The 14413-nt window shown below is 63.7% G+C and carries 12 protein-coding genes and 1 pseudogene; 2 read left to right on the forward strand and 11 right to left on the reverse strand.

Features of this window, described 5'->3' with window-relative positions; all coding sequences use genetic code 11:
- Positions 1-11 precede the first annotated feature (11 nt).
- The 9 genes and pseudogenes from MVA47_RS01300 to MVA47_RS01340 all read right to left on the reverse strand — a co-directional run bounded on the left by MVA47_RS01300 (position 12) and on the right by MVA47_RS01340 (position 10852).
- Positions 12-2090 carry a heavy metal translocating P-type ATPase gene (locus MVA47_RS01300; protein ID WP_030174512.1) on the reverse strand — a complete coding sequence of 693 codons (2079 nt, stop codon included), beginning with the start codon at positions 2088-2090 and terminating at the stop codon, positions 12-14.
- Positions 2091-2265: 175 nt separating this feature from the next.
- Positions 2266-4580, reverse strand: a pseudogene (locus MVA47_RS01305) (heavy metal translocating P-type ATPase).
- Positions 4581-4647: 67 nt separating this feature from the next.
- Positions 4648-5625, reverse strand: a complete 978-nt coding sequence (locus tag MVA47_RS01310) for a hypothetical protein (protein WP_247206380.1) — start codon at positions 5623-5625, stop codon at positions 4648-4650.
- An 87-nt stretch (positions 5626-5712) separates the two neighbouring features.
- Positions 5713-5919, reverse strand: a complete 207-nt coding sequence (locus MVA47_RS01315) for a heavy-metal-associated domain-containing protein (RefSeq protein WP_030174521.1) — start codon at positions 5917-5919, stop codon at positions 5713-5715.
- A gap of 97 nt (positions 5920-6016) precedes the next feature.
- On the reverse strand, positions 6017-6868 hold the full coding sequence (locus MVA47_RS01320; protein ID WP_247206381.1) for an exo-alpha-sialidase: 852 nt from the start codon (positions 6866-6868) through the stop codon (positions 6017-6019).
- Positions 6865-8091: an Ig-like domain-containing protein gene (locus MVA47_RS01325; protein ID WP_247206382.1), complete on the reverse strand. Its 1227-nt coding sequence runs from the start codon at positions 8089-8091 to the stop codon at positions 6865-6867. Before MVA47_RS01325 ends, MVA47_RS01320 begins: the two co-directional genes overlap by 4 nt.
- A 160-nt stretch (positions 8092-8251) precedes the next feature.
- Positions 8252-8908 (reverse strand): DUF305 domain-containing protein, encoded by a 657-nt coding sequence (locus tag MVA47_RS01330; protein ID WP_030174530.1) that lies wholly within the window; start codon positions 8906-8908, stop codon positions 8252-8254.
- Between the two features lie 106 nt (positions 8909-9014).
- On the reverse strand, positions 9015-9509 hold the full coding sequence (locus MVA47_RS01335) for a DUF6153 family protein (RefSeq protein ID WP_247206383.1): 495 nt from the start codon (positions 9507-9509) through the stop codon (positions 9015-9017).
- A gap of 1073 nt (positions 9510-10582) precedes the next feature.
- Positions 10583-10852 (reverse strand): hypothetical protein, encoded by a 270-nt coding sequence (locus MVA47_RS01340; RefSeq protein WP_247206398.1) that lies wholly within the window; start codon positions 10850-10852, stop codon positions 10583-10585.
- Between MVA47_RS01340 and MVA47_RS01345 the strand changes: the two genes are divergently transcribed.
- Positions 10824-11108, forward strand: a complete 285-nt coding sequence (locus MVA47_RS01345; protein ID WP_374474031.1) for a M23 family metallopeptidase — start codon at positions 10824-10826, stop codon at positions 11106-11108. The genes MVA47_RS01340 and MVA47_RS01345 overlap by 29 nt on opposite strands.
- Positions 11109-11440: 332 nt before the next feature.
- Here the strand turns inward: MVA47_RS01345 and MVA47_RS27170 are convergent, their stop codons facing one another.
- Complete coding sequence (locus MVA47_RS27170) at positions 11441-11602, reverse strand: hypothetical protein (RefSeq protein ID WP_374474033.1); 162 nt, start codon at positions 11600-11602, stop codon at positions 11441-11443.
- Positions 11603-11821: 219 nt separating this feature from the next.
- Complete coding sequence (locus MVA47_RS01355) at positions 11822-12088, reverse strand: metal-sensitive transcriptional regulator (protein ID WP_247206384.1); 267 nt, start codon at positions 12086-12088, stop codon at positions 11822-11824.
- 163 nt (positions 12089-12251) lie between these two features.
- On the opposite strand from MVA47_RS01355, the gene MVA47_RS01360 reads away from it, so the two are divergent.
- Entirely contained in the window at positions 12252-14405 is a 2154-nt protein-coding gene (locus tag MVA47_RS01360) for an MMPL family transporter (protein ID WP_247206385.1), read from the forward strand.
- The last annotated feature ends 8 nt before the right edge of the window (positions 14406-14413 follow it).

Here is a 14413-nt window from a genome sequence, read left to right on the forward strand (position 1 = left end):
ATTGTAGGTGGCTACCGGCTGCCTGCGGTGGTCGCGCTGATCTCCGGTCGCAGGTCCAGTCGCCGCAACAGCTGGGCGTTGAGCGCCACGACCACCGTGGACGCCGACATCAAGATTGCGCCGACGGACATGGGCAAGACGAAACCGATACTGGCAAGTACCCCGGCAGCAAGGGGAACCGAAATCAGGTTGTAACCGGCGGCCCACCAGAGGTTCTGCTTCATTTTTCGGTAGCTCGCCCGCGACAGCTCGATGACCGATAGTACCGACCTGGGGTCGTCGCTGGCCAAGATGACGCCGGCTGAGCCGATTGCGACGTCGGTGCCGGCGCCGATGGCGATGCCGACGTCGGCTTGGGCGAGTGCGGGGGCGTCGTTGACGCCGTCACCGACCATGGCTGTCTTTCGTCCCTCGCTTTGGAGCGCTTTGACTTTGGAGGCCTTGTCTTCTGGGCGGACGCCGGCGAACACGCGGTCAATACCGAGTTCGGCGGCCACCGACTGGGCCACAGCGTGCGCGTCACCGGTGATCATGACCACTTGCACGCCGAGTTTGTGGAGCGCGGCGACGGCTTCACGCGATTCGCTGCGTATTTCATCGGCTAATTTCAGTGCTCCGATCGGGTTTCCGTCGGCCAACACATGAAGGATGATGGCACCGTCGGTTCGCCAGGTGTCGGCGATGTCGAGTTCAGCAAGGTGGTACTGCTCCAGCAGCCGTGGGCCACCGACTTGAATGCGGCGTCCGTCCACGAGTGCCGATACACCCACTGCCGGTGACGAACTGAACTCGCGGGCCCTGCTCAGAGATAGAGCACGCGTGCGGGCTGCGTGCACGATCGCTCTACCCAGCGGGTGTTCACTGTCGGCTTCGGCCGCGGCCGCGGCCGCAAGCACCTCATCTTCGGTGTGGCCTGCTGTGGTGTGCACGGCAGTCACGGTGGGTTCACCTTTGGTGAGGGTGCCGGTCTTGTCGAACAACACGGTGTCCACGGTGCGCATACTCTCCAGCGCGAGGCGGTCTTTGATCAACACACCACCGCGGGCAGCGCGCTCGGTCGCGATGGCCACCACCAGCGGGATCGCCAATCCCAGTGCGTGAGGGCAAGCGATGACCAGGACGGTGATGGTGCGCACGACCGCGTCATCCGGATAGCCAAGTACTGTCCAAACAATGGCGGTCAGTACCGCTGCACCCAGGGCGAACCAAAACAGCCAGGCAGCGGCGGTGTCGGCGAGCCGTTGGGCCCGAGACGACGAGTTCTGAGCTTCAGAGACCAACCGTTGGATACCGGCCAGTGCGGTGTCGTCACCGGTGGCGGTAACCTGCACGCGCACACCCGAGTCGGTAGCGACAGTGCCAGCAACGACCATGTCGTTGACGTTGCGGCGCACCGTTTTTGATTCACCGGTCACCATCGACTCATCCATCTCGGCAGTGCCCTCGACGATCTTTCCGTCTGCGGGCACACTTGCCCCTGGACGGACGATGACCACGTCGCCGACCTGTAGCTGTGCAGGTGAGACGGTGACTATGTTGTCGCCGTCGATACGCTCGGCCTCATCGGGCAACAGAGCGGCCAGCGAGTCCAGCGCGGAAGTGGTTTGGGCCAGCGACCGCATTTCGATCCAGTGCCCCAACAACATGATCACGATCAGCAGGGCCAGTTCCCACCAGAAATCGAGTTGGTGGTCGAGCAGTCCAATGCTTGCGCCCCACGACGCCACGAACGCCACCGTGATCGCCAGTCCGATGAGGAGCATCATGCCTGGAGTCCGTGATCGCACCTCGCTGGCTGCGCCGACCAGGAAGGGGCGGCCGCCCCAGGCGAACATCACCGTACCCAGAATCGGCGAGATCCACGACACTGCTCCAGAGTCGGGCACGTCGTAGCCCACCAGCATGGCGAACATGCTCGAAAAACCGACGACAGGGATGGCCAGCAGCAGCATGATCCAGAACAGGCGCCGGAACTGGCCCACATGGTCACCATGCCCGGCGTGGCCCTGATGGCCGCTGTGGTCATCGGTGTGGCCCTGATGGTCACCCGCGTTATGGCCAGGGTGCTCATGGTCGGTATGACCGTGCATCCCACGAGCTTCGGCGTCCTCGGCATGGCCGGGGCTCGATACGGGCGGGTGTGCCCCGGTCGATGCCGGTGTGGGCATCGACTGGCCCTGGTGGTGGTGATGAGAAGCGTTCATAACTACCATCCTATACCCCCAGGGGTATTAGTCGAGGGTGAAGCTGTTGGTGGGTGGGTGGTCAGGCGTGCTGCAGCGACCGGGCCGGTGCGTCGGGCGTGAGCGAGGGGGTCGAGGTGGCCTGGGAGGTGAACGTGCGTAGTCGCAAGCTATTGCTGACCACGAACACACTGGAAAAGGCCATCGCGGCACCGGCAAGCATGGGGTTGAGCAACCCAAGAGCGGCCAGGGGTATTGCGGCAATGTTGTAGGCGAATGCCCAGAACAAGTTCATCTTGATGGTCCGTAGGGTTCTGCGGGCCAACCGGATGGCGTCTGCGGCCGAGCGCAGATCGCCACGTACCAAGGTGATGTCGGCGGCTTCGATGGCCACGTCTGTGCCGGTACCCATGGCTAGGCCCAGATCGGCCTGGGCAAGGGCGGCAGCGTCATTGACCCCATCGCCCACCATGGCCACTGTTTTGCCCTTTTTCTGCAGGTCGGCGATGACGGTGAGTTTGTCCTGGGGCAGGACCTCGGCGATGACCTCGGTGATACCGACCTGGGCGGCGACATGATCGGCGGCGGCGCGGTTGTCCCCGGTCAGCAGGATCGGGGTCAGGCCCAGGGCAGTGAACTGCGCGATCGCGGCGGCGCTGGTCGGCTTCACCGTGTCGGCGACCACCAGCACACCTTGCACGTGCCCATCCCAGGCGACGGCCACCGCAGTTTGGCCGGTCTGCTCGGCGGCAGACTTGGCTGCGGACAGGGTGTCGTCGAGATGGAGGGACCAGTCGGCAAGCAAGCTTTCACGGCCCACCAGTACAGCGTGACCGTCGATGACACCGTGTACGCCTTTGCCGTCCACGCTGGTGAACGACTCCACCGACGGCAGTGGGCCGGCTTGGTCGGCCGCGGCGGCGATGGCCCGGGCGATCGGGTGTTCGGAGGCGTGCTCGAGCGCGCCGGCCAGACGCAAGACATCGTCGGAAGAGGTACCGGGGGCGGTGACGATGTCGTGCAGGGTCATCGTTCCAGTGGTCACCGTGCCGGTCTTGTCTAGAACGATGGTGTCCACAGCGCGGGTCGATTCGAGTACTTCGGGCCCTTTGATGAGGATTCCCAGTTGCGCGCCGCGGCCGGTGCCCACCAGCAATGCGGTCGGAGTGGCTAACCCCAGCGCGCAGGGGCAGGCGATGATCAGCACCGCTACGGCGGCGGTGAAGGCGGCGCTGAGCGGGAACCCGGCACCGATCCAGCCTCCTAGAACGGCGACTGCGATAGCGATGACGATGGGGACGAAGATCCCGGAAATGCGATCAGCGAGTCGCTGGACTTGGGCTTTGCCTGATTGGGCGTCTTCGACGAGTTGGGCCATTCGCGCCAACTGGGTATCGGAGCCCACACGGGTGGCCCGCACGATGAGCCGGCCGCCGGCGTTGACGGTGGCACCGGTGACCGCATCACCTTCGCTGACTTCCACCGGTAGTGATTCACCGGTCAGCATGCTTGCATCGACCGCGGAGTTTCCTGTGATGATGACCCCGTCGGTGGCGATCTTTTCTCCGGGTCGCACCACAAGCTGTCGCCCACCTGCAACTGGGCGATCGGGATTTGCGTTTCGGTGCCGTTGCGCAGCACGGCCACCTCTTTGGCGCCGAGTTCAAGCAAGGCCCGCAGTGCCGCGCCTGCTTGGCGTTTGGATTGCTTTTCGAAGTAGCGGCCGGCCAAGACGAACATGGTGACTCCCGCGGCTACTTCCAGGTAGATGTTGCCTGCGCCGTCGGACGGAGAAACGGTCAGCTCAAAACCGTGGGTCATCCCCGGTTGCCCGGCAGTACCCCAGAACAGCGCGTAAATCGACCAGGCCAAGGCTGCCAGGGTGCCGACCGACACCAGGGTGTCCATGGTGGCCGCTCCGTGGCGCAGGTTCGTCCATGCCGCTGTGTGAAACGGCCAAGCCCCCCATACGATTACCGGTGCGGCCAGGGTGAGTGAGGCCCATTGCCAGTAGGTGAATTGCAACGCCGGAATCATCGCCAGTGCGATGACTGGAACGGTGAGGGCCACCGACACCCATAGACGCTGACGTAACGCGACGAGCTCGCGATCAGGGCGCGCCTGCTCGTCGTCGGCGCCACTGCCATCGGCGGGGCCGGAGGTAGGAAGTGCGGCGGTGTAGCCAGCGTCCTCGACAGCGGCAATCAGGGTGTGTGGATCCAGGTTAGGGGAGGCTGCGGTGACCTTCGCCTTTTCGGTCGCGTAGTTCACTGTCGCGGTCACCCCGGGCAGCTTGTTGAGTTTTCGTTCGACCCGGTTGGCGCATGACGCGCAGGTCATGCCGCCGATCTCGAGTTCGATCGCAGCCTCGGGCTGGGATGCAGGTGCGGTGACCATAGATGCTCCTCGGGAATGGTTAGCGCTGGCGGGACGCCGAACAGCGGTGGTTGTCCAATGGCGGTGGTTAGTGACCACCGTGGGCGTCGGTGGGCGCAGACGGGTTCGGGGCGGGTTGTCCTGCCGGTGGCGCCGTGGGTTGCGCCCCGGTGGTCTGCAGGACGAACTCGGCGGTGTGGACTTGGCCGTCCACCTGAAAATCGAAATACAGCAGATACCGGCCCGGGGTGGGTGCGCTCGTCGCGAACTGCACGTGCGGACCGGAAAGTTGGTCCGGGCCACTGGGGGACGCGCCTTCGGGGTGCACATGCAGGTAGGCCAGATCGCCCTCACGGAGGGCAACGAGGTGTCCGTAGGCGCCCAGGTAAGGCTGCAGGGTCATCACAGGGTTGCCGTCGCGGCTGATGCGGGCCGTGACCATCGAGGTGCCGGCGGTGCTGAGGCTTCCCTGGAGGCTGACCTGAAAGCCAGCCACGTCATCGGTCGCGCTTACTGGCCGCGGCAACGATGGTGCTACCTCGCCGGCCACGGTCACAGTGCTGGTCAGCGTGAGGGCGGTTCCGGTGGCCGCGGGCACGAAATCAGCGAAGACGCGATAGCTGCCGGCAGCGGGCCATTGCCACGGCAACGCCCACCGCCCACCGGCGTCCATCGTGGGGTGCACGTGCTGATAGTGGCTGCCATCTGTGGCGACGATGATCGCATGCAGCTGTTTGTCGTGGGACGTGGCAAACGAGGTGACGGGGCGACCGTCCGGGCCGGCGATGGTGAATGCCAGCTCGCCGCTCTCACCGACGCGGGTGGGGGCTGCTAGGCCGGTCAAGGCAAAGCCGTCAGCGGCGATCGACACCCCGCGTACCGGTGCGGCCTCGGGTGCAGGGGCAGTAGCGGCGTCCGTGGTGGGGGTATGGGCGGTGTGGTCGGCTGAAGTGGTCCAGTCGCTCGCGACCCGATCAGGCACCACAGCACCGGCCGCGATGAAGGCGGCGACAAAGACGGCCACCAGACCCGCACCGTACAGAGCTAACCGGGTCGCCGTGTTCACAATCGTTCTCCTCGCTCATGTAACGGGTGGGAAGGGCAGATACCCGGCGCCGCACCGACATTCGTCCGGCGCCGGGGTCTGCCGTTGTCACTCGGCGACCTGGTACCCCGCCTCAGCCACCGCAGCCCTGACCGCCGACGGCTCGATGGTGTCGGTGCTGGTGATGGTCACTTTGCCGGTGCTCAGGTCAACATCGACCTCGCTCACACCCGCCAGGGCGCCGACCTCTTCCCGGACCGACGAAGCGCAATGTCCGCAGGTCATTCCGGTGACAGTGACAGTGGACGTACTCATGACAACCCCATTTCTTCTTCAGTGCCGCACGGGTCATGCCCTGCGCGGAGACCCTCAATCAAGGCCCACCCCATGTCTACCATACCCCCTAGGGTATTCAAGTGAGGGGTTGGAGAACCCACAACTGGGTGGTCGACGCCGCATAGGCAAGGCCGTCGGGCGCGACGGTGAGTGCGTGCGGAGCACCGATCCACGAATGCTTGAGCCACGGCCGGTTTTCGAAGTGTTGCCAGGCGTACCCGTCGGCATCGATCGCCCACAGCGCGCTGCCGCTGCCTGCCAGAAGCGCGATGGTCGGCGCGGCGATGCGGGCAAACGAGCGCCCGCCGTCGGTGCTACGCCACACGATCCCGTCCTCGGTGGCTGCCCAGATACCGTCGGCGCTGATCGCCAGCGTTCGTGGCACCAACTGCGCTCCAGCACTCCAGGTGTGGCCGGCGTCAGTGGAGATCAGCAGGCGTGCACCCCCATCAGAGCCGATCAGGAGGCCCTCGTCGGCGGCAAGCACATGAAAGTCGACCTCGCCCACTAGCGAGCGATCCTGCCAGGTGCGTCCACCGTCGGTACTGGCCCGCAGCCCCAAGGGATTGGGGGCCGAACTGGACCGGCCGGGATGCCCCGAGGCAAAGACCACATCAGTGCCCGGTATCCCGCTTAGACCCATCAGGTCGTCATCGGAGGTGCCCACGGCGGTGGTGGCGCCGGCGGGGGTGATCGCAGCCAGCCCGGTGTGGGTTCCGGCCAGTAGCGTGCGATCGGCGGACAGCTGCAGCCCATGCAGATGCGTCAGCTCCGGAGACAGTGTGATCGCCTCGGTGACGTCGCCGACACCAGCTGAGGGATTCTGGCGGGGGGCAGGGGCGGCGGAGGTGCACCCAGTCGCTACCGCCACCACGCCCACCAGGAACACTACTGCTGCGGCCCTGCGTCGTTGGGCAGTGAATATCATTGCAGCGCACTTCCATCGAGCCACTGGTCCCACGGCACACTCCAGTCACCGTTCTGCCAGAGCTCCAGTGGGGGGCCTCCGGTGTTGCGGACCTCGACGATGTCGCCTGGTACCGAGAAGTCGTAAAACCAGCGCGCATTGTCCGGGTTGAGATTGAGGCATCCGGCGGACATGTTGGTGTTGCCCTGCTGGGCGATGGTGTCAACAAGCTCGTGCAGGTAGATGCCGTCGTTGCTGATGCGGGTGGCGTAGTTGATCGACTGGCGATAGCCCAGGCGAGAGTTCACCGGGAGTCCGTAGGTGGAGGAATCCATGATGACCGGGTTGGCCTTGTCCAGGACGGTGTACGTGCCCGACTGAGTCCAGAAATGGATGGTGCGGCCATTGACCGTTTCGGTGCCGCCGCGACCCATCGAGGTAGGCATGGTGCGCACCAGCTCGCCGTTGCTGAACACCGAGACTTGTTTGGTGGTGTCATCGGCGATCGAGACGTGCGCATCACCAATGGTGAATGAGGTCGATACGTCCTCTTGCCCAAATAGGTTCTCTCCCAACTGAACCCCGTAGATGTTCGCGCTTACGGTCACGGTGATCCCGGGGGCGTAGTACTCGCGAGGACGCCAGTGCACGTTTCGCTCGTCGACCCAGTTCCACGAACCGGTGACTGGGGGATCGGTCCGCACCTCGAGTGAACGTTCGGCGGCGGCCCGGTCGCCGATCGGCTCGTCGAACTGGGCGACCACCACCATCCCTACCCCGTAGGTGGCGTCGTCGGTGAGCAGGTTTCCGCCGGTGCTGACAAAGGTCGGTTTGGTCTGGTTACCCGGTGTGACCGTCGAGAACGAGATGGTGCGTTCGGTGCGTTGATCCTCGTGAACAGCAGTGGCGGTCAGCGTGTAAGTACGGCCATACCCCAAGGGAACAGCGGGTTTCCAATCTATTCGGTCCGGGGTGTAGAACCCGGCGATCTGGGCTCCGGTCTCGTTGGTCAGCACCACCGATTCCAAGGTGCCCATAGATGTTTGAACCTCAACCCGGTCGGTGGGCTTCACCGTGGTGGTGCCGTCGCCGGGGGTGATGGTCAGTTGCGGCGCGTCGACCGCCGAGGTTGCTGCCGGTGAGGATGAACTCAACGTCGACGGTGAGGGGGAGGAACTACAGGCGGCCAGTGTCGCCATGACGAGCACCAGCACCAGGAGCCCTCGGTGATGAGGGGTGCGCATGAAATCTCCGTAAGTCAAAGCTCAGCGGCCCCGCCCCCCGGCCAGAGGGCCGGGGGAGGGAGCCGTTCCTGAGGTGAAGAAGGGTGAGGGGGCAACTGGTCGAGGGCGGAACCTACTGACCGCATCAGTAGGTTCCGGCCCTGCGACAGTTGTTGAGGGGTTAGGACTGGGCTTGTAGCGACTTCATGGTGTCGATTTCGGCCTGCTGGGTTTGCACGATTGTGCGAGCCATCTCTTTGGCCTGCTCGTTAGAGCCGTCCGCGATTTCGGTGTTGGCCATCTCGATCGCACCGGTGTGGTGCTCGATCATCATTGTCAGCCACGCCTGATCGAACTCGGCGCCGTTTTTGGCTTTGAGCTCGGTCATATCTTGCTCAGACATCATGCCGCTCATGCCGTCGCTGCCGTGGTCCATGCTGCCCATATCGGCGCTCGGAGCAGGTTTACCCCACTGCTGCAGCCACTGCTGTAATTGCGCCATTTCCGGGCCTTGAGCGGCTTTGATCGCCGCGGCCAGCTCGATGACCTGAGGATTGGTGGTGCGTCCCTGTACCAGCTCGGCCATCTCGACAGCCTGGGCGTGGTGGGGGTACATCATTTGGGCGAACATCACATCGGCGTCGTTGAATTGGGCGGTGGCCCCCGTCGAAGTCGAGGGAGCGGTCGTGCTGGTAGATGCAGGCGCCGACATCGAGTCGCCACCCATCGAATCCATGTCGTGGCCACCGTCACCGCCACAGCCGGCCAACACCACGGCCGCAGCGACACCAGCACCGGATACAACAACTTTGAGTCGGGCAGAACGGGTCAAGAACATAATCGTCTCCTTGGAAAAGAAATGTGGATGTGTGGGGATCAGGGATCGCGACGCGCCGATAAGCACGTACAACGTCACAACGAAAGTGCCCAGGGCACTTCGTCTGTCAGATCCGCAACACCGACAACTTCTCCAACGAGGGTGTCGCCCACGGCGGTGCACGCGAGGTGTACCTGCCCGTCCACCGCATCTGGTGGGCCCCACCGACGGTGGGCAGATGCGCCACTAGCCGACGTGTCATCAGCAGGGCAGCCACCACACTGACCACCGCCATGCACATCGCCATCCCGGTGTGCGGCGTACAGCCGTCGCCGCAACCCATATCCATCACCACGCCTGCGCCGTGCATCCCGAGGGCGGTCAGATCGGCGAGGGCGGTGTGGTCATGGCTAGCCGGGTGCGTGACCGTAGCGGTGGAAACACCGGCTAAACCGTGCCCGGCCGGTGGGTGCACCATAGGCACCGAATGCATCAACAACACGCCCACAAGTACAGCGAAAGCGGCGCACGCCATCGCCGCCGCGGTCAACCAGCGACCGCGGCCCGGCCGATGACGCAGGACAACATCAGTGCTGCCATGACCGCCTACAAACCCTGACATCGTCCACCCCCTTTGTGTCTGCGCTCGCTGTCGTTTTCTGGGTTTACCCCTGGGAGGTATTGACCCTTATCGTAGTGGACAGTCCCGCCGATGACAGAAACTTGTGTCTGCTGCCCAGTGCCTACGCGGGGTCGCTCGTCGCAGCCGCACTAAGTGCACCTCGCCAGAAACTTGCGTCGAACAGTGAGTGTGGACCAAATTTACGGGCACACAATCGATCTCACGCGCTGAGCCGACTCCTGTAATCACATGTTTGTGATTCAGATGAGGCTGCTGTTTCCTATGGTGCATCTGGGAAAGGAGTGCAATAGTGGGGTCTACGCCCGGTGGTGGACCCTGTCAAAACTCGTGCGGTCCGCCCCTTCCCGACACCTCCAAAAGGAGCGTTGCCGTGCGCTTTGAAGTATTTGTTCGTTCCCGCAGACCGCGAACACGCCGCCGTTGGACAGCGGCAACCTCCACAGGCTGTGTGGTCGCCGCAGCCGGGGCGTTAGTTCTTGTCCACCCACAGCAAGAACAGCAGCCGGCGTCAGCACCCGAGCTCTCCCTGATGAACGCCCATCAGCTCGTGTCCGACGAGGTCGCCGACGTGGCGTCGGGAGATCAGCCCGTCGCCGACAGCACCCACATCCGACGAGAATTGCTGCAGCTGGCGGTAATGAACGCCCAGGCGATGGTCACCGACAACGGCGTTGCTGCTCTGACAGGAGTGGGCCGCGAGGTGGGCACATGCGTTGCCCAGTGGTCACTCGCCACCCTCGGTGCCCCCTACGTCGATGCCCAGGCCCTCGCCCAATGCCTGAGCCCCCTAGCCAATCTCGATCCCAGCGAGACCACCGAAGCAATGAGAGCGCTGCACTTCGGTGACATCATTGCCACTCTCACCGCCGCCGGGACTCCGCACAGCCCGACCATCGTCCACACTCTGGCATCCTCTTTCGCACCTGCACCTGCACCTGCGCTCGCATCACCCACACACGCCGGGCAGCTCAGCGCCACCGCGCCCGCAACTCCTGAACTGACGCCGCCGCCGCCATCGACAACCACCACACAGGCCATCGAATCGACGGCATCTATCGGATCCACGCCCCCGTACCCAGCGCCGCACCGGCAACTCCGTCGGCGCCCGTCCCGTCGACCACGCCACCACTGCCTCCGGACACCTCCAGCCCGCCGGCACCAATCGAAACTCCAACTGAGATTTCGACCGTCGGCCGGCAGTACGTCGCGCCGACCTCGGGGACAATCACTTCCCCGTTCGGTGACGGCCGCAACCACCAAGGCATCGACATCGCCAACTCGACAGGAACACCCATCGTTGCCGTCGCCGACGGGGTGGTCATCAGCTCGGGCCCGGCACAGGGATTCGGGCTGTGGGTTCGCATCCAGCACAACGACGGGACCATCACTACCTACGGACACAACAACGAAAACACCGTCACGGTGGGACAATTCGTCACCGCCGGCCAGGAGATCGCCACCGTCGGTAACCGCGGACAATCCACAGGACCCCACTTGCACTTCGAGGTGCAGGACCCCTCAGGACAGAACGTGGACCCAGTGGCGTGGCTCGCCGAGCGTGACGCATCAATCCTGTGAGAACAATGCTCTCCCGTGAGCGCACGAGGTGCGCGAGCAACACAGTTGCTCGCAATAGACGAGCGAAGGCTCCCCGACGGAACTACCCGCCAAGTACCAGATTGGTTGTACCCCGTCCGGTTGGCTGGCTCTAACGAGGGTGCTTAAATCGCTTAGACAGACTCTTACGCAACGCAGGTGGTACTTGGGGCCGTGGCGCCCAAATCTTCACCGGGCAGGTCGCCGCGCTCTCTGTCGGGGCTGGTCCCGAAACCCAGTACGACGTCACTGTCGGCGTAGTGGTGAAAGGAACGGTCGCACGGTCTCTACTGCAACGGACACGTGTGCGTGTTTCAGGTCAGCTCTCGGTTGGTGACCGAGCCCAGGACGAACAGCACCAGCGATGTCAGATAGACCTTCTTGGTGCCGAAACTAAACCTTCTTGGTGCCGAAACGTGCGGCGGCCAGCTCGACAGCGGGATGACCGCGGCCAGGGCGAGCGTGTAACCGGTCATCGTCCACGCCGAACCGGCCTGGTCGGTGCTGAAATGTGTTCTGCGCCACGGGTAGTGGGTTGAGGCCGCAGCGGTTGGCGATTGTGTGGATCGCGCATAGGCGGATGCGGTGATCGTACTGCTGACTATTGCCTTATTTCGGCCCGCTGTCGATAGGTGAGTCCGTCCGAGGACTTCGTATCTTGGTCCGCACAACAGCTCTGATGTTTGGTAAGGGTGTCAGGCTAGGGCTAGGAACAGTTTCTCCAGTTCGGCTTCGGTCAAGGGCGGTTGGTCGCCGTCGGCGCCGTTGATGCATTGGCGCATTCCTGAGGCGACAATCTTGAAACCGGCGCGGTCGAGAGCTCGGGACACTGCAGCCAGTTGGGTGACGACGTCTTTGCAGTCGCGGCCTGCTTCGATCATCGCGATCACCCCGGAGAGTTGTCCCTGTGCCCGGCGGAGTCGGTTCAGTACGGCCGCCATTGATTCTTCGTCACCGGTCACCGGTCATGCCTCTCTGTTTGTGTAACAAGCGTCACGGTACCCCAGGGGGTATGGGAACGCGGTCCGATCGAGGGTTGACCCAATGATACCCCGGGGGTACCGTCGGGCTCCGTACATACCCCAGGGGGTATTCAGTCTTCACCTAGAAAGAAGGATCGTCTCCATGCCCGGCATCTCGACCACCGAACAAGAGCCCAGTTCGCCACCGAGCTCAGCGCCTGGTCTGCTGGGCCGGTGGGGTGCGGCGATGGCTGGGCGATCCCGCTGGGTCTTCGCCGTCTGGTTGTTGGTGCTCGTCGGTCTCGGGGCGGCCGCGCCATCGGTGTTTTCTTCCTTGGCCGGTGCCGGCTGGCAGGCCAACGGGTCTGAGTCCGTGCAGGTGCGGGAGCTGGCGCAGCAGCACTTCGGCGGGAACTCGTCGGCTGCGGTGCAGGTCGTCATCCATTCTGACCGCGACACCATCAACAGCCCGGTGATGCAAGAAACGATCGCGAATGCCACGACAGTGTTCGGCGGTGACTCCCGGTTCGGAGCGGTGGTGCCCCCACAACCGGGGATGACGATCAGTCCGGATCAGCACACCGGCATCTTGATCGCCGGCGCGAATGCGAACACCGACGACATGGTGCGGGCTGTCGACGAGGTCAAGGCGGAGCTCACCGGACTGTCCGGCGATGGTGTCGAGGTGTATCCCACAGGGGCCTCGGCCTTGTGGAGCGATTTCAATAAGGCCAACCATGACGCAATGATCAAGGCCGAATTGTTCTCGTGGCCGGTCACTCTGGCGATCATGGTCTTGGCGTTCGGCTCGCTTGTGGCCGCGGGGCTGCCGTTGCTGCTCACCATCGCGGGGCTAATCGCGTCGGCCGGTGGCCTCGTTGTGCTCAATCAGGTGACGCCGATCTCGGTGTGGGCCATGAACTTTGCGATGATGTTCGCCCTCGCCCTGGGCATCGATTACGCACTGTTCATCGTCTCCCGATTCCGGGACGCTCTCAGACATCACACCAGCAAGGCCCATGCGGTCGCCGAAACGATGGATACCGCCGGTAAAGCTGTGGTGCTGTCGGGCTTGACCGTGTTGGTGAGTTTATCGGCGGTGTTGTTGGTGCCGGCTCCGGCGGTGCGGACGATGGCTGTGGGCATCATGCTCGCGGTGACCTTTGTTCTCGCGGCTACGTTGACGTTGCTCCCGGCCACCCTAGGCGCACTGGGTCCGAAGGTGAACGCTGCTTCGCTCCCGTACGCCCAACGTCAGCAACATCGTTCGCCGTTGTTCGAACGGTGGGGCACGATCTTGCACAACCATCCGTGGCCGTTCGCGATCGGCTCGCTGGCGGTGTTGATTGCGCTGGCTATTCCGGTCATTGGCCTCAAGGTGGCTATGCCGTCGATCTCGGTGGTCCCCGAGGAGGCACCAGTGCGTCAGGGTTATGAACTGGTTCAGCAGCAGATGGGGGACGGTGCTCCTGGCATGCTCCAGATCGTGGCCCCCTCGGCACAGGCGCAGCAGGCTGCCACGACGGCGGCACAAACCCCTGGCATCAGCATGATCACCCCTCCGCTACCGGCGCTCGACGGCACCAACTACGTGTTGATGCAAGCACTGCCTGCGGTTGATCCCTCCGATGCCGAGCTCGGCACCATCGTCGATGACCTCCGCAACGTTCTGCCCGCTGATGCGCTGGTCGGCGGTGCGCCGGCCGAGAATCTTGATTTGCAACAGGCCCTCAACGACTACTTCCCGCTGATTGTCGGCATCATCCTGGTTCTCGGGTTCACCTTGCTGTTGGTCTCACTGCAAGCCCCGCTGATTGCGCTGATCGGCACCGTCGTCAGCCTCCTGTCGACCGGAGCAGCGTTCGGTGTCGCCAAGCTGATCTTTCAGGACGGACACTTGTCCGGACTGCTCGGATTCACTCCGCAAGGGTTTCTCGACGGTTGGGGGCCGGTGTTCTTCTTCGCCATGATTTTCGCGATTGCCATGGACTACACCGTCTTCCTGCTCGCGACCGCCAAAGAACACTTTGAACGCACCGGCGATGCCGATACTGCGCAGATCGACGGCATGGCGCATTCGGGACGGATCATCTTCGCCGCGGCAGCGGTGATGGTCGCGGTGTTCTTCACCTTCGCACTGGCGGACCCGTTGCCGCCCAAAGAGATGGGCATCATCCTCGGTGTTGCCGTTCTGCTCGACGCAGTCCTGATCAGGCTCATGCTCCTACCAGCACTGCTCCGAATCACCGGACGGGCAGCATGGTGGTCACCGATCTGGCTTCGAAAGGTCTTGCCCGCGATCTCGTTTTCCCACTAAGCACCCAC

This window comes from Williamsia sp. DF01-3, assembly GCF_023051145.1.
Taxonomy (GTDB): domain Bacteria; phylum Actinomycetota; class Actinomycetes; order Mycobacteriales; family Mycobacteriaceae; genus Williamsia.